Here is a 20,446-nt window from a genome sequence, read left to right as displayed (position 1 = left end):
CCTGTTTTATACTATACAAAGCACTTGACCCGAGGCACCTTTCAGGATGGATTAAACTTAGCGTCTAAGCTAACCCCGCGCCGCGCCTGGAACGCCCTGCAGGTGGTGAGCAGCTACGCCTTAGCCCGGCTCACCAAGAAACCCCGCCACTGGGGAAGTCCCGTGAGCATCTCCTTTGAGCCTACCACGTCCTGCAACCTGCGCTGCCCCGAGTGCCCCAGCGGCCTCCGGTCTTTCACCCGACCCACGGGCATGCTGTCAGACGATCTCTTCAAACAGACCATTGACCAACTGCAGGGCCGTTTGCTGTACCTGCTTTTTTACTTTCAGGGAGAGCCGTACCTGCACAAGTCTTTCCTGGACCTGGTCAAATACGCCTCCAAAAAAGGCCTCTACACCGCCACCTCTACCAACGCCCATTACCTTTCTGAGGAAAACGCCCGCAAAACGGTAGAATCTGGCCTTGACCGACTGATCATCTCGCTGGACGGCACCACCCAGGACGTATATCAGCAGTACCGCGTGGGCGGCAAACTAGATAAGGTCCTGGAAGGTACCAAACGGCTGGTGAAGTACAAGCGCGAGCTCAAGTCCAAGACACCTTACCTTATCTTCCAGTTTCTGGTGGTGCGTCCCAACGAGCATCAGATAGACGAGGCCAGGCAACTGGCCAAAGAATTGGGCGTGGACGATGTCTGGTTCAAGACCGCGCAGATCTATGACTATGCCCAAGGCTCGCCGCTCATTCCCACCATTGACTATTACTCAAGGTACCAGGCGCAACCCAACGGCACATACTCGCTAAAGAATAAGTTGATTGATGGCTGCTGGAAGATGTGGCATTCCTGCGTCATCACCTGGGATGGAAAGGTGGTGCCCTGCTGTTTTGACAAAGATGCCCATTACCGGTTGGGGGACCTGCAGCAGCAGAGCTTTCAACAGCTTTGGAAAAGCGATGCGTACCGCAAGTTCAGGGGTTCTTTGCTGCAAGGCCGAAGCCAGATAGAGATGTGCCGCAACTGCTCAGAAGGCACGAAGGTGTGGGGTTGATGGGGCTGGCATACTTTCTGTAGCTAGATTGCCTAAGATTGCGTATGATGGAAATTAGCGCCTGAGGCTTCGCAAGCCAAGGGTTCAGTGGTATATTTATTTCCTTTCCTGTGACCGAAATTAACGAAGCATTTCAACTCCTTTGGCGTAAGCTTGAGATTTGGCTGAAGCAGATAGTGCTCATGCTGCCCAACCTGTTCCTGGCCTTGTTGGTGCTGGTGCTCACGTTTGTGGCCGCCCGTATTCTCCGGCGTACCTCAGACAAACTGCTCATCAGGTTCACGCATAGCAGCGCTTTGAACAACCTGGTGGGTACCACCGTGTACGTGACCGTGCTTACCTTGGGCATTTTCTTCACCCTGAGCATCCTGAAGCTGGACAAGACGGTGACAACGTTGTTGGCGGGTGCTGGTATCATCGGGTTAGCACTGGGTTTTGCCTTTCAGGACATTGCCGCCAACTTCATCTCGGGGGTGATCATTGCCTTCAGGAAACCGTTTGTGGTAGGCGATGTGATAGAAACCAACGAACACTTCGGGACCATTGAGCGCATCAACCTGCGTACCGTGGACATCAGAAGGCAGACCGGCGAGCTGGTAAAAGTACCTAACCGCAAAGTCTTTGAATCAGCGTTGACCAACTTCTCGCATTACGGAATCCGGCGGATTGACCTGAAAGTAAGGGTTTCGTATGCCGAGGACCTGGAACGGGTGCAGCAGGTGGTGAAAGGGGCCATGGTAGACATCCCCAACATGATCTCAGGCAAAGAAGTAGAGGTGGTGTACGAGGAATTTGGGGAGAGCAGCATCAATTTCCTGGTGCGCTACTGGATCAGCTACAAGCGCCAAACCGATTTTGTCAACGCCAAGAGCTACGCCATCATGAAGATCAAGAAAGCGTTTGACGAGCAAAAAATAGAGATTCCGTTCCCTATCAGAACCCTCAATTTCGGGGTGAAGGGCGGCAAAGACCTGTCCATCGAACTCAAAGAAGCTTTTCCCAAACTTACCCTGTCAACAGATGATCAGGAACCGGAAAAAGAAAAGTTGGCCCTGCCCCATGACGGAACTAACGGAGAAGACAAAGAAAAAGCGGCCGAAGAGTGATTCGGCCGCTTTTTCTTTTTAGGGTAAAGGCTGTTATTTATGCTTCTTGTCTAGGTTCTTGCCCCGGTCTTCCACCAGTTTCATAAAGTCGTCAATGCCTTGGTCGGCGTAAGGTCCGTACGAATTGGAGATGGTGCCTTTGGTGCCGTCAGCGCATTCAAGAGCGTAGAGGATAGACATGTCATCTGGATCGGTTTCCCCTTCGAAGCGGTAAAAATCCACAATCTTCACTTCCTCCGGACCATAGATTTTATCCCCGGTCAACGCCTGGAGCCGGTTATCTTCGGTTACTCTGAAGTCCTGGGTGTATCCTTCTTTGTTAAGGCGAGCTTCTACGTTAATTAAGCTTCTTTCTTCTTCCTTGTCTTGCATAGCCAGAGGTATATTAAGGTGTTGTCAATAGCGTTGTTGTATCTTGGACTATACGTAAAAACACGGCTGGGTTGCCGGTTATATTCAAATAAAATAATATTCGGGCTTTCAGGTGGAGTTTCTCCTGGCTGTCAGGGATTCTAAGCATAGGCTTGTTTTCAAGCTGTTTTCCAGAGAACAGCCTGAAAACAGACCTCTTTAAAAAGCAGAAGCCGTCTCCCTTGAAGAAGACGGCTTCTGCTTTTCTACCTATGCGCTTGATTTACCTGGTAGCTTGTTTGGCTTCTATCTCCCGCTGGATTTTGGCCAGGTCAATGGTAGAACAAGCGCCGCCGCAACCTTTGGCGCAGCCCACTTCCTTGGAGAAAAAGCTCTTATAGCCCATCCGGAGCAGGTAGCCTGCCGCCAGAAGAAAGATGAAGACGATAATAATTTCCTGTACCATAACATGTGGGTAACGCCGGCAAAGGTAAAAATAGTTTAACGAACGAACGTAAATTGCCGGTATCGCTGTTGAAACCGCCCGAGCTGTTTAGAGGCCGATTAACAGAAAACAGCCTCTAAACAGGGCAGTCCCTACTCTTTCCAGAACGGTTCAATAAGTTTGAGCATCTCCTGCTGCACCGCCGGGTTGTTGCTCACGCAAATCTCGCGCCCGAAGACGTAGTTCTTGCCGCCCCTGAAATCGGTGACCTGACCGCCGGCTTCCTGCACCAGCAAAGCGCCTCCCGCTACATCATACGAATTGATATTGAATTCAAAATAGCCTTCAAACTTGCCACAGGCCACGTAAGCCAGATCCAAGGCAGCAGAACCCAATCGGCGCACACCGTGGCAGCCTTGCATGAACGAGCCCATCACCTGCAGGTACTTCTGCATCAGATCGAAGCTGTAGTATGGGAAACCGGTGGCAATCAAAGAATCACCTAGCGTAGGGGCCCCGGAAACGGAGATCTTCTTATCGTTACAGAACGCGCCGCCGCCTTTCACAGCGTGATAGCACTCGTCGCGGGTGATGTCATACACTACGCCAATGACCAGCTCGTCCTTCTGCATCAGCGCGATGCTCACCGAGTACACCGGCAAGCCGTGGATGAAGTTGGTGGTGCCGTCCAGCGGATCGATGATCCAGTTGAACTCCTCGCCCTTCTCAGACTTGGTTTCCTCCTCGGTGATGAAGCCAGCCTCAGGCAGGAACTTCTCCAGTCCGGCCACCAGGCGCTCTTCGGCCTCTTTGTCTACGTAGGAGACCAGGTTGTTCAGGCCTTTGTGCTCCAGGTTGGAGATGTCGAAGTTGGCGGCCTCGTGCAAAATGAACTTGCCTACCTCTTTGGTGAGCTGTACTACCTGATCGCGGAGTGCGGATATGTCTGTCATGTTTTTCTATTTATATGGTCCCTTTGCCAGAGGCAAGCAGGACGTATTGAGCTTATGGAGGTGTTTCAGGGCCGATTTCTGAAAAAGCACCCGAAAACAGAAACTAAGCAATCTGTTGAAAATAACTATAACTTCTTCTCTCTCTCTGTCATCCTGAAAGAATCTTGGTGGCGAAAGGTAATGGCGTTTATTTCCAGCTTTTCTAGTTCGCCCACAAAATCCTTTCAGGATAACAAAATAGATTTTTTGATTTGTCCTGCTACTTATACCACCGACACTTCCCTATTTGCCGCCCGGCGCGTAAACCGCAGTACGATCGCCAACACCACTAACGCCAATGCCAGCCACTGGGTCCCGTGCCCAATGAACTCGCCGTGGCGGGTGTAGAACGTCTGCTCCTGGTTGAACCTGATCTGGCCGCGCAGGGCCGCCGGCACCCACCACCCCGATTTCTGCAACAGCTCACCTTTCTGATTGATGAACCCCGAGATACCCGTATTGGCTGAACGCGCCACGGCCCGTCTGGTTTCAATGGCCCGCAGAGAGGCATACGCTAAATGCTGCTTGTAGCCCGGCGAGTCGCTCCACCAGGCATCGTTGGTGATGATGAAGATGGCACTGGCACCGTTGCGCACGTATTCGCTCACGTACTCGCCGTAGATGGATTCATAGCAGACCACCGGTGCACCCACCAACTTTGGGTCTAGGCTGTGCTGGAAGATGGCCCTTGTTTCCTGCGTGCCCATGTTTCCGGCGATGCCGCCCAAATCAATGGCGAACATCTTCAAGGCTTTGAACACGCCTGGGTAAGGGGTTTTCTCTACGCCCGGCACCAACTTGGACTTGTGGTAGAACTCATGCTGCCCCGAGGGTTTGAAGTGCAGCCCCGCATTGTAAACATCGTAATACCCGATCTGCTCATGATAACGGGCCGTGCTACTTCTCTTCGTAGAATCTGGGTACAGCCGTGCCGAGGTAATGCCAGACACCAGTTCAACGCCGGGATGGCGGTTCAGGAAATCGCGCAGGGCGTAACTTACCGGGCTCCGCTCGAAACCTTCTTCCCAGTTGATGCCGTTGCTGATGGAGGTCTCGGGCCAGAGCACGAATTTGGTGTTGGTCGTGATCTGCTGCTCTGACAAAGCAAGCATTCGAGCGAATTGCTGCTCAAACGGAACGTAGCCTTCGCCACCCTCAAATTTCTCTTTATATGGGTCGAAATTAGGCTGCACTACCACCACCTCGGCCAACTCTCCTTTCTCCTGATATTGGCTGCCTATAAAGAAGGAGAGTAGCAGCGGCAAGGAAAAGGTGAGAACCGGGGCAAGCCATTTGCTTTTTTTCTTCTCCGGTGAGGTCAGCGCGAGAAACACCAACAGGTTCACGGCCCATACCCAGACAGATCCGCCCAGGAAACCGGTGTATTCATACCACTGCACCCAACTGGGCAGCGAAGCAAAGCCGTTCCCCAGAGTGAGCCATGGCCAGCTCAGGTCCCAATTCAGGTGAAACTGCTCAAACGCGATCCAGTACACCGGCAAACTCAGGTACCCGATGGTCTTGCCGGCCGCGCGTTTGGTCCAGAAGAAGGCCATCATGGGCATCATCATGAACAGCGCGTTGAACACCACGGCCGCAATGCCGCCGCCCAGGGTTGAGTAACTCACCCAATAGGTGGTGAAGATGTTCCAGAGCAGCAGCGTGAGGTAGGCGTACTTGAAGAACGTGCGCGCGCGTTTAGGGGCCGTTTTCTCAGAAATAGCCTTTTCCAGCAGCAGAAACGGTACCCAGCCTATAAACAAGACAAAGGCCAGTGGTTTCACCGGCCAACCCAACCACAGCAGAAAGGCGCTCAGAAACGCCAGTACCGGGAGGTAAAATCGATTATTTGTTTCCTTGGACAACAATGACAAATTCTCCTTTGATTGCTTTGGTTGTAAACGTCTGCACCATCTCTTCTAAGGTGCCGTTGAGGGTTTCCTCAAACATTTTACTTATTTCGCGGCTCACCGAGACCATGCGTTCCGCCCCGAACACTTCTTTGAACTGCTCCAGCGTCTTCAAAACCCGGTGCGGCGACTCGTAGAAAATCATGGTGCGTTCTTCCTGGGCCAAACTCTGCAAGCGCGTCTGCCGTCCTTTCTTGATGGGCAAAAAACCCTCAAACGTAAACCTATCAGTACTGAAGCCCGATTTCACCAGGGCGGGTACAAACGCAGTAGGCCCAGGCAGGCACTCAATCTTGATGCCTTCCTGCACGCAGGCTCTTACCAACAGAAAACCAGGGTCAGAGATTCCGGGCGTGCCGGCATCGGAGACCATGGCCATCTTCTCGCCTTTCTTCAGGCGTTCCACCAGGTGCGCCACGGCTTTGTGCTCGTTGTGCAGGTGGTGGCTGTGCATGCGCTTGTCAATGCCCAGGTGATTCAACAATTTGCCGCTGGTGCGGGTATCCTCGGCGAGCACCACGTCCACCTCTTTCAGAATCCGGATCGCCCGAAGGGTGATGTCCTCCAGGTTCCCGATGGGCGTGGGCACTAAATACAGACTGGTCTCTTCTACGGGTTCGGCCATAGCTCAAAGATACTGATTATTTCAGTCCTGAGTTCTGAGTCTTGGGTTCTGAGTTGGGTGGTTTGTTTTGAAGCTGATTTAAGGAAAACGGGCTTAAATCAGGAATTAGACCCCGTACCGCTCTGCCAAGGCGCTGATCCGCTGTGCCAGCACGTGGTCGCGGTTGGTGACGGTGTTGCCGGCGTCATGGGTGGTGAGCCTGATCTCCACTTTGTTGTAGCTGTTGCTCCACCACGGGTGATGGTCAATTTCCTCGGCCACTATGGCTACCTCGGTCATGAAGGCGAAGGCTTCTTTGAAGTCCTTGAACTTGAAGCTTCGGGTAAGGTGGTTGTCTTTTTCGGTCCACATAGCTAGGGCGGTTGGTGTAAGAAAAGGAATTATGTGCTCTGATATTCCTGCCTCTCGGCTTCTCCGTGTTTTTACTCTGTTTTCTGTAAAACGATGCTAAAACGTATCTCTTCTCCCTGAGATAAGTAAAAAGGAAGCAGTATGCTAAAGAGCAGCCTCAGAAGAAGATATCCATACTTTAAACATCTACGCAAATTATGGCAACAGAATATCCGAAGGAAGTTCCAGACCAACACCAGGACCATCAGCCGGGCTTGGAACATGAAATGATCCAGGAACCCATTGTGATCCGGGAGAACTATAAGGGAAGTGACAAACTGAAAGGCAAAAAGGCCTTGATCACCGGCGGAGATAGCGGCATCGGGCGGGCCGTGGCGGTGCATTTCGCCCGCGAGGGTGCCGATGTGGCCATCGTGTACCTGGATGAGGAGCAGGATGCGCAGGATACTCGGAAGATGGTGGAGGCCGAAGGGCAGAAGTGCGTGCTCATCCCCGGCGATTTACGTGACGAGAAGTTCTGCAAGCAGTGCGTGGAGCAGGCGGTGAAAGAACTGGGTGGCCTGAACATCCTGGTGAACAACGCCGCCGAGCAGCACGAGAAAGAGGACCTGCGCGAGATCACTCCGGAACAACTGGAGAAAACCTTCAAGACCAACATCTTCGCCTATTTCTATGTGGCGCAGGCGGCCCTAAACCACCTGCAGAAAGACGATGCCATCATCAATACCACCTCCATTACTTCTTACCGCGGATCTGACCACCTCATGGATTACTCCGCTACCAAAGGCGCCATCACCTCATTTACCCGATCACTGGCTTCTAACCTCGCCGAAAAAGGGATCAGGGTGAATGCCGTGGCACCCGGCCCCATCTGGACCCCACTAATCCCGGCCACTTTGGAGAAAGTAGGCGATTTCGGGAAAGATCAGCCTCTGGGCCGTTTGGGGCAACCCTCCGAAGTAGCTCCCGCCTATGTTTTCCTGGCTTCTGAGGATGGTTCCTACATCACCGGGCAGACCATTCACGTGAACGGCGGCGAACAGATAGGTGGTTAAAGCTCCAACCTTTCCACGTGGAAAGGAGTAAAAAGGTAGACTAATCACCTCTAACAACATACGCCTATGGCAACTGACAATAACGGCCACCCCAACGGACACGACCGTCCGATACGGGTGATAGATGACACCGCCACCAACATGGAAGACATGATGGCGGGGCATATTATACCAGGTGCTGATCCGCCCAAAAACGAAGCGCAGCGTGGTGGTTTCGGTAACCGCGATGGCAAAGAAGGCTATGGCTCTGACAGCTCTGACGGACCAACCGGCGTGAGCGTGAACGAAGAGGCCGACAGCAACGAGCCGCCCAAAGACAACATGCGCACCGACGGCGAAGGCCGCGGCACCTGATGCCGTTTTCAACGCTTTTTTTGATTGTTTAACTAAATAGAAAAAGGAGGAACTCATGCCCTATAAAAGCAAGAACACCAGCCACGATTCTAAATCCCAGAAAGGTCAGCCAACTGACGAAGGCATCAGCAAAGCCGGCATGAAAACTACTGGTGGCCCGGAAGCAATTGATCGCAGCGAAGAAATAGCGGAAAGATTCCTGGATGAAAACGGCGATCCGGCACCGGAGGCCATCACCCATCCAAACCGCAATCTCCATAAGCCAGACATCAACAAACCTAGCTACGGCGGGTCTTGATTTGGTTCTTCATTAGAAGAGAAAAAGCACCTTCTTTCCGGAAGGTGCTTTTTTATGTCCTTTTGGCCTTCGTTTTCTAAAAACGTCTCTAAAACAGAACCGAGCTTTCAGAATTCGTTTATCAAACAAGCTTCTTTATAGTTCAATTTGAGTTGGTCTGTTGGTCTATAGAGAAGAGGCTCTAATTCCAACTCCTACCTTTTATGGCCCGATACGCGATCTCAGATATTCATGGTTGTCTGCTCACCTTCCGGAAAATGGTGGAAGAAGTCATTCAGTTAAAACCACACGATCACCTGTATCTGCTAGGCGACTACATCAACAAAGGTCCGGATAGCAAAGGAGTCCTGGACTATATCTTCTCTCTGCAAAGGCAAGGCTTCCAGCTTACCTGCCTTCGGGGAAATCATGACCAATTGCTGCTGGATGCCATTGACAAAGGAGAGCACACCGTCTGGCTCCTAGAAGAAGACAAGCAGAAAACCCTTGCCAATTTTGGCGTAACTTCCTTCAAAGACATTCCCTCCCAATATATCGCCTTTATCAGAGCCCTTCCCCTTTTAATTATGCTGGATGATTATTTACTAGTACATGCCGGCTTAGACTTCACCCTCTCCAATCCACTCCTTACCAACAACCATCTCCTGCTCAACACCAAGCACATGCAACCTTCCCTTGCCAAATTAGGCAAGCATAGATTACTGCACGGCCATTTGCCGGTTCCCAAAGCTACCATTGAAAACAGCATAAGCAGAAAAAGGCCTTCTATCAACTTAGATGCAGGTTGTGTTTACTACTTGAATGCCCAATTTGGAAGCCTCTGCGCCTTTGATTTAGATAAAGTAGCATTATTCTTCTTAGAGAATCAAGATCAGCCATATGCTATAAAGGTGAAGTGAATTATAATATTTCAAACACTATATTTTAGTTAAATAATATTTACTTGTTATAGTTATATTCAATATAATTTAAGTCTAGGATGATTTAAGGTCTGTATAGGTAAAATCCCTTGTTTTGGCTTAGAAACGCACTTTCATGAATTCTCTTTTATCAATTTACAGTAATTGCTTAGAATTCCATGTCTAAAAAATTATAGAAAATGTTTAGACAATCTTAAACATTCTAGTAATTTTACCCGTAGTTGACGCCTTGTAATATAAGCTATTCTTAATATTCGAAGGGTTATCAAGTAGAAATATTTGAATAATCTTTAAAAGAATGGCCACTGTGTGGCAGGATTTCATGGAACGAGCATCTAGGTTTAAATAAAAAAGGTTTATCAATTTCAAAGTAGCGTTTATGGAGAAAAATTTACTCAGAAGAAGTGCTTCCGGGGAAAACAATGCAAGCAGGGTCTGGCTATTTTTAGTCTTGATTCTGTTGGGATTAATGCCTATGCTGGAGGCCCAGGCACAGGTTGGAACAGTGACAACTTTGCCAACTAATCACAATGGACCTTGGAACACCTTAAATAAGACTGGATGGTCTCAGACAGGGTTGGCTGCAGATCCTGGTTATAACTTAACAAGCGGAGATAATACAGACCAAAATAATATTGAAACCACTGATGTTGCTCTATTTGAAACAGAAGGATCCTTTATTCAAATTAATTATTCTGACTCCCCAGAAAAATTAACCTTCCTCTACAACACCTTTGGAGGCCAGTTCACAGGGAGCTTTGTGGTTGAAGAACTAACAAAGGAAGGCACTTATAGCCTTCTATGGGAGGCAAAAAGCATTGCTTTCACCGATGATCTTGATGCTTCTTATTTCCAAACATTGACACCCAGCAAAGATTCCAAAGGTGTAAGGTTTCGCATGGCTTCAATTGACCCTAGTTCTGAGTCCGGTGTGCTTATAGATCAAATCTCGATAACTAAAAGAGGCACTACCCCAGAAATTGATGTTACAAATGGGGGTACTAATGTTAGCAACAACTCAACATTTACATTCCCAGGACAAAATACAAAGACAGAAAGCTTATCTGAAGTATTTAAAATTAAAAACTTAGGATTTTCTGATTTAGTTATTGGGAACTTAGCGCTTAATGATCCTCTAGGTCAATTCAAAATAGTAGAACTTCCAAGCAAATCAAGTTTGCTACCTGGTGAGGAGACTACATTGAAGATGGCATTTAAACCTTCAAGTACAGGACCAAAAACAGCATCAATCAGTTTTACAACAAATGATGCAGACGAAACTAACTATACAATAAACCTTTCAGGAACAGGTATCTTTCTTTCCCCTGTCATCAACTCGTTTAGCCCTTCTTCAGGTGGAGAAGGAACTACCGTTGAAATATTTGGTTCTAATTTAATTAACACATCACAAGTATTATTTCACGAAGGCGTACAAGGAGTAGGCTTGAACATTGTAAGCGACAACTTAATTAAGATTCAGGTGCCAAGTGGTGCTAAAACTGGAAAAATAACAGTTAAGAACCCTGCATCCACCGTATTAAGTGCTAACGATTTCACATTTATTCTTAAACCTACTATACAATCTGTCACTCCATCTTCAGCCTTGGTAGGTTCTTCAATAACTATAACCGGGCAGTATTTAGATAATTTGGTGAGTGTCACTGTAAATGGGCAGGCAGCAACTATAATTTCAGGTACCGATAAACAAATTAATACCCAAGTACCAAATGGGGCATCAAGTGGAAATGGCAAGATAGTAGTTACCACAAAAGGAGGAGCTGCGGAAACTCCGTTTACAGTATTAGTACCTTCTCCAACAATTACTTCACTATCCCCCTCCTTTGGTCCTGTAGGCACCCTAGTGACAATCCTTGGAACAAATCTGGCTGAAGTTACAAGTGTTTCATTTAATAGTGTTGATGCGCCCGAATTTGGATACACACCTGAAGACGGACTTCAGGTTTATGTGCCTGAGGGTGTACCAACAGGAGACGTAACCTTAAAAGTAACCTCATCCAATGGCACAACAGCAACATCTCCATTTAAGGTTACAGTTGGAATACTGTCTTGGGGTCCAACCTCTGGAAAAACAGGCACAGAGGTGTCTGTAACTGTTACTAATGGCCCCTCAGATACAAGAATTAGATTTAAAACTGCTACAGGAATTAGCGCTCCTCTTGTAATTAAAGTACCAGGTAGTTTTTCAACTACTACAACTTATAAAGTAAAAGTGCCAAATACTGCAGTTACTGGCCGCCTAGAAGTTTTTGACAACGTTAGCAAGGTAGTCGTTCTAGAAACTAGTGAAGACTTTGTCATGCTACCTCCATCACCCAGCATTTCTGGTCTCTCAAAGACCTCAGGACCTGTGGGAGAATTGGTGACTATTAATGGATCGAATTTAATCAATGTTCAAAATATTAAATTCAACAGTACATTGGCAACAGAGTTTTATAAAATAAATGATAACAGTTGGCAAGTTTTTGTACCTACAGGTGCAACTGATGGTTCGGTGTCTTTAACTACACCAAGCGGAACTGCAACATCAGCAGCTGTTTTCGTTGTAACAACTCCACCAACACCAACTCTAAAACCAATCTCCGGCTCAATAGGTGAGTTGATCACTATTTCAGGCGATAACCTGATTGGCATTCAAAGCATTACTTTTAATGGTGTCTCAGCTACTCCCTTCAATGATGACAATCCTACTGCACTAGAAGTTACCGTTCCTGAAGGCGCCACTACAGGACCATTAGTTGTAACTACTACAGGAGGATCTGGCACAACTAACTTCACATTAGTTGTACCAACAAATCCTTTACCAGTAGAGTTGATCGAATTTAACGGGAAATCATCACCAGATGGTGTAATCTTAGCGTGGAAAACTGCTTCTGAACAGGAAAACTCTCACTTTGAAGTTCAGGCAACTTACAACCCTAAGCAAAAAGAATTTACTACTGTTCAAAAAGTAGGAAGCAAAGCTACAAACAGCCAGGTTTTGCTCTCTTATGAGACAATAGACCGCACTCCAGTTCAAAACTCTGTCATATACTACCGCTTAAAACAAGTAGATTTAGATGGCAAATTTGAATACAGCAAAGTAATTGCTGTAAAAACACAAAATATTAACCAAGCTACAAATACCTTAAAAGCATACCCTAATCCATTTAGAGAAGGTGATAATGTAAAGGTTGAGGTTTTGGCTTCACAAGCTGGCTCTTTAACAATAACTTTATACTATGTTACTGGCAAGAAAGCTTACGAGCAAGTAGTAGCTGTTGATAGTGGAATAAGTGTTATTGAACTTCCAGTGAGCAATGTTCCTTTACCCACTGGCATTTATATTCTCAAAACAGAATTAAATGGAAGTGTAACTACAAGTAGAGTAGTAAAACAATAAAGGAAATATTAGGCAATAAAAAAGGGGGAGCTAAAGCTTCCCCTTTTTTATTGCCTAATAAGAAAAGTAATGAAGCTATAATTTAATTGTCTATTGAAATAAAGGTGTCATATTCTTAGGGTCAAAGTTTACCCATATACATCTACAAGGATCCTACCTTTTATAATTCAACAGCACATAAAGCTTCTGAAACTACAAAGCAGAAAGACCAATATATCTTGTTCATATTTTAACTAGTCAATGTTTTCTTATATTTCACAACTTCATACATTTTAATCTCTTATTATCTATTGGCTATATATTATTATAGTATATATTAGCATTAGTAAGAACCATATTGAGCACTTATTTAAGCCATATGCCATATAATGGCAACTATGTTATAATTTTTAAAAGATTAAAAGCGAGCTAACACATTTGGCACAACTACTGTCTTTACAAAACCAGGCACCACATTCAACTATTTACAAAACAGAGAAACAGAACTTTTAATCCTACTCTATACAACAACCCTTTATTAAGCTTTATGAAAAAAACAGTTACTCATCTAAAAGAGATATTATTTTTCACCCTCTACTTGGTCTTAGCTATTGGCTTGGCACCTAATAGTTATGGCGCCACACTATTTTTGAAAGCAGAAAATGCAAAGACATCTTCTACTATTTTTTCACTATCAAACCTGTCATCTCTGGGGAAGTCTTTAAATTCAACACCCCTCGAAGATGTAGAAGCGGTTGGTAAAACATTTTATTGGGTTCCTTTTGGTTCAAACAATCGCGGAACTGGAGTTTGGAGCGATTTAAGTCATTGGGCTACATCCAGTGGAGGAACGGAGAAACATACTTCTTTACCAACCTCATCGGATAATGTAATCTTTGATTCAAAATCCTTTACCTTCTCAGGGCAAAAGGTAACACTAGATGTAGATGCTAATGTTGGCAGTATTTCCTGGGAAGTTACACGCACGATTTCGTTTGATGCCAATGGCAAACTAATTAACGTTTCAGGCTCTTTTCAGGCCAGTACTTATCTGACTTTATTAGGAACTAATGGTTTTCATATAAAATTTGCGGCCCCATTAGAAAATACACCTATTAATATGGCAGGCAGATCTTTCCCATTAAATACTACAGTTACATTTGAAGGAACAGGAAGCTGGCTTCTACAATCAGCACTTAATACTGGCCCAAATGGAGTTATCAATCTTAATGAAGGAACTCTTGTCACAAACAATCAATCAATTTCAGCAATTACTTTTAATTCGATTGGCTCTAAAACAAGATCTCTATTGCTAAGCACTTCTTCGTTTTCAAACTTAAATACTTGGAATGTAGATTCTTCGTTGAACTTAGAGGCAAAAGAAGCAAGCATCACCTTAAATGGTTCTGATGCTCATACGTTTAATGGTGGGGGTAAGGAATATAGATTTGTAACTCTTTACGGACCAAACGCCATCATAAACAATAGTAACTCATTCAAAGATTTGTCCTTACGCACAAATGATCCTTTAGCTACGGATTATACATTAACGCTTGAAAGTGGGCAGACCCAAACCATTGAAAGCCTCTTTACACCTGGCACTGAATCTTCAACGACTCTTAAATCATCCACTATTGGTAGTGCAGCATTCATAGATTTCACCTCCTATGGCTTGTGCACAGATTACTTGATCATATCTGATATTCAGGCATCAGGGCCCGGGGACTATTATGTGGGTATTACTAGTGAAAGGCTTGGCAACACTACTGGCTGGCATTTTACTAGTTGCGGCTCCTCAGTTTATTCACCCAAAGCTAGTTCTGATTATGACACGACTTCAACTAGTACAACAGTCACTTCTGATGGCTCAAACAAATGGCAGGAAATTAAATACAATGGTGAGTTAATCGGTGCCATAAAAGATGGAGGTAATATACTTGGAGAGGTAACAATAGACTTTCAAGTTAGTTCAGATAGCAGCCGGGCAGTTAAGAACACGGAGGGAGCCAACATCAATTTAATGCCTAGAAACTGGAGAGTAAAAGCTACTAATCAGCCTAGCGGAGACAAACCTGTCAGCATCCGCCTTTATGGAGTACAAAATGAGTTTGATGCATATAAGTCTGCTACTAGCGCAGTTTTTCAATTAGGTGAATTAGCCTTTACTACTTATAGCAGCCTTGACATTACAGAAAACTGTGAATACATTGATAATTTAGCTAAAGGAAGCACTACCTCATTTAGTAACAATGTCACTTTTAGTACTGCTGGTAATTACTTCACCGCAGAAGTATCGGGCATCACAGACTTCACCGAATTCTACTTGCATAACGGCACATCAGCTATCAATTTTGTTGCTTCGCAGCCAGTAAAAGCAGAGCCTGAGATCGTAGTAGAAGAAATGGACTTCACTGCTCATTGGAACGCAAAAACTGTGAAGCTGAAATGGACTGCTCTTGGGAAGACAACAGTGTCTTACGATGTGGAGAAAGCTTACAGCCCAGAAAGCAAAGAGTTCAAAACTATCATCCAGAACGCCCCAAGACAGAACAGCGGCAACGCGGCTGTGGCGGTGTATCATGCAGAAGATTTCAACCCAGAGCCCGTACCAGCCAATTACTACCGCCTTAAGCGCACCAATGCAGACGGCACAATCACCTACAGCCAGACGCTGAAAGTAGACAACAAGGCGCACGCTGCCGCGGTACAAGCGGCACCAAACCCGTTCACCGATAAAGTGAAACTGACCGTGAATGCGGAGAAAGCCGGCGAGCTGAACATTAAGCTCCTGAACGAGCAAGGCAATGTAGCCTTGGAGAAAAAAGTAAAAGTTGCCAAAGGCACTTCTACCACAGAATTGGTGATGGGGTCTAAAGTAAAAGCGGGTATCTACCTGCTGGTGACCGAGCTGAACGGAGAGAGAGTTTCCCAACGGTTGATCAAACAATAAGGAATTCTATTTCAGTTTTCCAAACCCTCAGGCATTGCCTGAGGGTTTTTTGTTTGTTTTCCGGAAAACGGCCCTTAAACAGATGGGTAGCTTCCACTTCTGCGCCATGATTCCCTAAACCATTGGTTATTTGCTGCAATGGCCGTACTTTTGGGCACCCACTAACAGAACACCAATGCAACGCGATTCCCAAATCTTTGATCTTATCCAGAAAGAGCATCAGCGCCAGCTGCACGGCCTAGAACTCATCGCCTCTGAGAACTTCGTTTCAGACCAGGTAATGGAAGCCATGGGCAGTGTGCTCACCAATAAATACGCCGAGGGTCTACCAGCCAAGCGCTACTACGGTGGCTGCGAGATTGTGGACCAATCTGAGCAATTGGCCATTGACCGCGCCAAGCAGCTATTCGGGGCGGAGTGGGTGAACGTGCAGCCACACTCCGGCGCGCAGGCCAATGCGGCCGTGATGCTGGCGGTGCTGAACCCCGGCGATAAGATCCTGGGCTTCGATTTGTCACACGGCGGGCACCTGACCCACGGGTCCTTGGTGAACTTCTCAGGGAAACTGTACCAACCCTCGTTTTATGGCGTGGAGCCCGAAACCGGCGAGATTGACTGGACGAAAGTACGTGAAGTAGCTGAGCGTGAGAAACCGAAACTGATTATCTGCGGAGCCTCGGCCTATTCACGTGACTGGAACTACAAAGCCTTACGCGAAGCCGCCGATGCAGTAGGAGCCCTGGTTTTGGCCGATATTTCGCATCCGGCCGGTCTCATCGCCACCGGTTTGCTGAACGATCCGTTTGAGCACTGCCACATTGTGACCACCACTACCCACAAGACCTTGCGTGGGCCTCGCGGAGGGATGATCATGATGCGGAAAGACTTCGAAAACCCCTTTGGACTGAAAACCCCGAAAGGCGAGTTGCGCATGATGTCTTCTTTGCTGGACAGCGGCGTTTTCCCCGGTACGCAGGGCGGACCGTTGGAGCACGTAATCGCGGCCAAAGCAGTGGCATTCCACGAGGCACTTTCCCCTTCTTACAAAGAATACACCCTACAGGTACAAAGAAACGCGCAGGTGCTGGCCAAGTCGTTTGTAGACCGCGGCTATAAAATCATTTCCTCAGGTACCGACAACCACCTGATGCTGATTGACCTCCGTTCAAAGGACCTTACCGGAAAACTGGCCGAAAACACCCTGATCAAGGCAGACATCACCATCAACAAAAACATGGTGCCGTTCGATGACAAGTCACCTTTTGTGACCTCCGGAATCCGAATCGGCTCGGCTGCCGTAACTACCCGTGGTCTGAAGGAGCAGGACATGGATCGCATTGTGGGCTACATTGACCGCGTGCTCATGAACCATGACAATGAAACCATCCTTTCTGACACCAGAAAAGAAATCAACAATTGGATGCAACAATTCCCGTTGTTCAATTACTAAGCACTACTAAAGTACATGGCACAACGTTCCGGAGAGGTGGCAGCGCACGGCGGAGAAGAGCATGAGATGACCTTTTTGGACCACCTGGAAATTCTCAGGTGGCACTTGATCCGTTCGGCGGCGGCGGTGGTGGTGTTCACCATTGTTGCCATGGCCAACAAGGAGATTGTCTTCCATGACATCATCCTGGGGCCTTCCCGCACCGATTTCTTTACTTACAGAACGCTTTGCGAGATAGGAGCAGCCATCAACTCACCGGGCCTTTGCATCAATAAGCTGGATTTTACGCTGCAGAGCCGCGAGCTTTCCTCGCAGTTCACCATGCACCTGACCAGCTCGTTTGTGATAGGTTTGTTGCTGGGCTTCCCGTACCTGTTCTGGGAAATTTGGAGCTTTATCAAACCGGGTCTGTACCCCAATGAACGGGAAAACTCGCGTGGGGCGGTATTCTTTGTGTCGTTCCTGTTTATGCTGGGCTCGTTGTTCGGGTATTTTATTGTTTCGCCGCTCTCCATCAACTTTTTGGCTTCTTACCAGGTAGACCCTAGTATCGCCAACGAGTTCGACTTGTCATCTTACATTTCCACGCTGGTGACTCTGGTGTTGTCCTGTGGGATTATGTTTGAGTTACCGATGATTGTGTACTTCCTGTCACGGGCGGGTATTGTGTCGCCGGAGTTGATGCGCATCTACCGCAAGCATGCCATTGTGGTGATTGCCTTTGTGGCAGCGATTCTGTCTCCGCCAGATGTTCTGAGTATGACCTTAATGGGCGTTCCGTTGCTGTTGCTCTACGAAGTGAGTATCAATATCTCCTGGTGGGTACGTCGGCGCGATTTGGCTAAATTAAACGAACAAGCTACTTCTTAAATTTCCTGAGATGAAAATAGCACTAGGTGGCGACCATGCCGGATACCAATACAAAGGCTTGGTCAAACAACAACTAGAGGAACTGGGCCACGAGGTAAAGGACTTCGGTCCGTTCTCAGAGGCGTCCGTAGATTACCCCGATTACGTGCATCCGCTTTCCTCGGCGGTAGAGAACAAAGAATATGAACTGGGCATCTTGCTCTGCGGCAGCGGCAACGGAGTGGCCATTACTGCGAACAAGCACGCAGGTATCAGAGCCGCACTGTGCTGGCAAAGAGAACTAGCTGAACTTGCCCGTTCGCACAACAACGCCAACGTACTATGTGTGCCTGCCAGATTTGTGAGCGAAGAAGTGGCCCGCGAGATGGTAGAAGCTTTTCTAACTACTCCGTTTGAAGGAGGCCGTCACCAGACCAGGGTTGATAAGATTGCCTGCGCCTGACAGCGCGAGTCTAGAGTCCTGAGTTGGATAAATATTGTAGGGGCACCTCTTGTGGGTGCCCTTGCTGTTTTTAGAAGAGGTTAGTGGTGGTGGAATGCTTTTTACACTTGGGTGTATTTCACTGTTTGGTCAGGTTGATCCTTGATGCTCAACCTAACCAAAAGAATCAAGAAGAAAAGAAACTCGCTGACGCTCAGACAGTCTTTTCTTCACAAGTAAGTACCACCTCGCTTCTGCCCTCTGTTTCATCGCCCAAATAGGCCACTCCCACTTGTATCGTTCTTGCGTGCCGCAGGGCGCCTCGGCCTCATGGTAAGCCTTCGTCCCGACCTGTCGCAGGTGAAGTGTTTTCATATTTGAACCGTTTCACTGCTTTTGTTCTTCATTACTGGACTCAGGGAAGCTTTCCTTTGGGGAGCGGGTTTCTATTTGAGTTTACCTAAAACAAGAAAGCCGATCCTATAGGATCGGCTTTCTTGTTTTATTCAGTGCGAAATCAGCACATTAGAAAATTAGCACATTATTCCGCATTGCGGTTCATGCAGTTCAGGTCTTTGAAAGCTTCTTTCAGACGAGTAACAAAGGTCTCTTCGCCAGCGCGTAACCATACGCGGGGATCGTAGTACTTTTTGTTAGGGCTGTCCTCGCCGGTTGGATTCCCGATTTGTCCTTGCAGATAGTCTCTTTTGCCTTCGTAGTAGTTCTTGATACCATCCCAGAATGCCCACTGCATGTCAGTGTCAATGTTCATTTTGATGGCACCGTATTCAATGGCCTCGGTGATTTTCTCTTTCTCAGAACCGGAACCACCGTGGAATACAAAGTTTACCGGGTTTGCCTGCGTTCCGAATTTCTCCTGGATATAGTCTTGGGAGTTTTTCAGGATTTCAGGGCGAAGTTCTACGTTACCAGGTTTGTACACGCCGTGCACGTTCCCGAAAGCCGCTGCTACGGTAAAGCGAGGGCTGATTTTGCCAAGCTCTTCGTAAGCATACGCTACGTGTTCTGGCTGGGTGTATAAGTGGGTGCTGTCAATGTCTGAGTTGTCAACGCCGTCTTCCTCGCCACCGGTCACGCCTAGTTCAATTTCAATGGTCATGCCCATTTTGGCCATGCGCTCCAGGTATTTGGCAGAGATCTCAATGTTCTCTTCAATCGGCTCCTCAGAAAGGTCCAGCATGTGGGAACTGAACAAAGGCTTGCCGTGCTGAGCGTAGAATTTCTCACCAGCATCCAGAAGACCGTCAATCCAAGGCAACAGTTTTTTAGCGGCGTGGTCTGTGTGGAGAACAACGGTAACGCCGTAGGCTTCGGCTAATTGGTGAACGTGGTGCGCACCAGAGATAGCGCCGGCAATAGCGGCTTTCTGACCGTCGTTGTTCAGGCTTTTGCCCGCATAGAACTGCGCGCCGCCTTGGGAAAACTGAATGATTACAGGGGAATTTACCGCCTTGGCAGTTTCCAGCACCGCGTTAATGGAATTGGTACCGATGACGTTTACTGCAGGCAGGGCAAAGTTATTGTCGTTAGCGTACTTGAATAAGTCCTGCACTTCGTCTCCGTACAGAACCCCAGATCTAAATTTAGGCATGGATTAGCTAGGTTTGGTCTACTAGCAAAACTAACTAATAAATCGGTTAGTTCTAAAGATTCTTGCTCCGGCTGAAATTCTCGTATTCCCGTTCCCCGCATTGTCCTGGATGCCGTGGAAAGCACCATAGTGATTCGAAGCTAAGGCAACATCTCTCCTGAAGGCTATCCTTGCCTTTCTTTTACCATCTATTTGCGCAGTGTAGTCATTCCACTGAATACAAGTAGTCGTCACTTCCGTTTCGCTCTTCTTTTCGTCAAAACAACCCTTAAACAGCCACCCCAAACTTTCTTCGGCCGCGGCAGTT

18 protein-coding genes are annotated in these 20,446 nt (G+C 47.4%); 11 read left to right on the top strand and 7 right to left on the bottom strand.

The genetic code is table 11. The features are described 5' to 3' along the window. Positions 1-24 precede the first annotated feature (24 nt). Positions 25-1,050 carry a radical SAM/SPASM domain-containing protein gene (locus EFB08_RS19210; RefSeq protein ID WP_123128580.1) on the top strand — a complete coding sequence of 342 codons (1,026 nt, stop codon included), beginning with the start codon at positions 25-27 and terminating at the stop codon, positions 1,048-1,050. Between the two features lie 110 nt (positions 1,051-1,160). Next, on the top strand, positions 1,161-2,156 hold the full coding sequence (locus EFB08_RS19205) for a mechanosensitive ion channel family protein (RefSeq protein ID WP_123128579.1): 996 nt from the start codon (positions 1,161-1,163) through the stop codon (positions 2,154-2,156). 33 nt (positions 2,157-2,189) lie between these two features. On the opposite strand, the gene EFB08_RS19200 is transcribed toward EFB08_RS19205, so the two are convergent. The 6 genes from EFB08_RS19200 to EFB08_RS19175 form a co-directional block, all read right to left on the bottom strand. Next, positions 2,190-2,528 (bottom strand): hypothetical protein, encoded by a 339-nt coding sequence (locus EFB08_RS19200; protein ID WP_123128578.1) that lies wholly within the window; start codon positions 2,526-2,528, stop codon positions 2,190-2,192. A 262-nt stretch (positions 2,529-2,790) separates the two neighbouring features. Next, positions 2,791-2,973, bottom strand: coding sequence for a FeoB-associated Cys-rich membrane protein (locus tag EFB08_RS19195; RefSeq protein ID WP_123128577.1), 183 nt, complete (start codon positions 2,971-2,973; stop codon positions 2,791-2,793). A 131-nt stretch (positions 2,974-3,104) separates the two neighbouring features. Then, the gene (locus EFB08_RS19190) at positions 3,105-3,905 is read right to left on the bottom strand and encodes an inositol monophosphatase family protein (protein ID WP_123128576.1); all 801 of its coding nucleotides are present in this window, start codon (positions 3,903-3,905) and stop codon (positions 3,105-3,107) included. A gap of 263 nt (positions 3,906-4,168) precedes the next feature. Then, the gene (lnt, locus tag EFB08_RS19185) at positions 4,169-5,809 is read right to left on the bottom strand and encodes an apolipoprotein N-acyltransferase (RefSeq protein ID WP_123128575.1); all 1,641 of its coding nucleotides are present in this window, start codon (positions 5,807-5,809) and stop codon (positions 4,169-4,171) included. Then, entirely contained in the window at positions 5,790-6,479 is a 690-nt protein-coding gene (gene rsmI / locus EFB08_RS19180; protein ID WP_123128574.1) for a 16S rRNA (cytidine(1402)-2'-O)-methyltransferase, read from the bottom strand. The genes lnt and rsmI overlap by 20 nt, the downstream gene beginning before the upstream one ends. Before the next feature lie 105 nt (positions 6,480-6,584). Then, entirely contained in the window at positions 6,585-6,830 is a 246-nt protein-coding gene (locus EFB08_RS19175; RefSeq protein ID WP_123128573.1) for a 4a-hydroxytetrahydrobiopterin dehydratase, read from the bottom strand. 197 nt (positions 6,831-7,027) lie between these two features. Between EFB08_RS19175 and EFB08_RS19170 the strand changes: the two genes are divergently transcribed. From EFB08_RS19170 to rpiB, 9 genes are all read left to right on the top strand, one after another. Then, positions 7,028-7,885: an SDR family oxidoreductase gene (locus EFB08_RS19170; protein ID WP_123128572.1), complete on the top strand. Its 858-nt coding sequence runs from the start codon at positions 7,028-7,030 to the stop codon at positions 7,883-7,885. Between the two features lie 66 nt (positions 7,886-7,951). After that, positions 7,952-8,239, top strand: a complete 288-nt coding sequence (locus EFB08_RS19165) for a hypothetical protein (protein WP_123128571.1) — start codon at positions 7,952-7,954, stop codon at positions 8,237-8,239. Positions 8,240-8,294: 55 nt separating this feature from the next. Then, on the top strand, positions 8,295-8,537 hold the full coding sequence (locus EFB08_RS19160; RefSeq protein WP_123128570.1) for a hypothetical protein: 243 nt from the start codon (positions 8,295-8,297) through the stop codon (positions 8,535-8,537). A 203-nt stretch (positions 8,538-8,740) separates the two neighbouring features. Beyond that, a complete protein-coding gene (locus EFB08_RS19155) occupies positions 8,741-9,436 on the top strand; it encodes a metallophosphoesterase family protein (RefSeq protein WP_123128569.1) in 696 nt (231 codons plus the stop codon). A 400-nt stretch (positions 9,437-9,836) separates the two neighbouring features. Continuing rightward, a complete protein-coding gene (locus tag EFB08_RS19150; protein ID WP_123128568.1) occupies positions 9,837-12,857 on the top strand; it encodes an IPT/TIG domain-containing protein in 3,021 nt (1,006 codons plus the stop codon). A gap of 526 nt (positions 12,858-13,383) precedes the next feature. Next, positions 13,384-15,786 carry a T9SS type A sorting domain-containing protein gene (locus tag EFB08_RS19145; protein ID WP_123128567.1) on the top strand — a complete coding sequence of 801 codons (2,403 nt, stop codon included), beginning with the start codon at positions 13,384-13,386 and terminating at the stop codon, positions 15,784-15,786. A 175-nt stretch (positions 15,787-15,961) separates the two neighbouring features. Continuing rightward, positions 15,962-17,236 (top strand): serine hydroxymethyltransferase, encoded by a 1,275-nt coding sequence (locus EFB08_RS19140; protein ID WP_123128566.1) that lies wholly within the window; start codon positions 15,962-15,964, stop codon positions 17,234-17,236. Positions 17,237-17,251: 15 nt separating this feature from the next. Next, positions 17,252-18,106: a twin-arginine translocase subunit TatC gene (gene tatC, locus EFB08_RS19135; RefSeq protein WP_227006414.1), complete on the top strand. Its 855-nt coding sequence runs from the start codon at positions 17,252-17,254 to the stop codon at positions 18,104-18,106. 10 nt (positions 18,107-18,116) lie between these two features. Beyond that, on the top strand, positions 18,117-18,548 hold the full coding sequence (gene rpiB / locus EFB08_RS19130) for a ribose 5-phosphate isomerase B (RefSeq protein ID WP_123128565.1): 432 nt from the start codon (positions 18,117-18,119) through the stop codon (positions 18,546-18,548). Between the two features lie 520 nt (positions 18,549-19,068). Here rpiB and fbaA read toward each other — a convergent pair. Continuing rightward, a complete protein-coding gene (gene fbaA / locus EFB08_RS19120; RefSeq protein ID WP_123128563.1) occupies positions 19,069-20,139 on the bottom strand; it encodes a class II fructose-bisphosphate aldolase in 1,071 nt (356 codons plus the stop codon). Between the last annotated feature and the right edge of the window lie 307 nt (positions 20,140-20,446).

Source organism: Rufibacter latericius, from assembly GCF_003721515.1.
Taxonomy (GTDB): Bacteria; Bacteroidota; Bacteroidia; order Cytophagales; family Hymenobacteraceae; genus Nibribacter; species Nibribacter latericius.
This window is presented reverse-complemented; position numbering and strand designations above follow the sequence as displayed.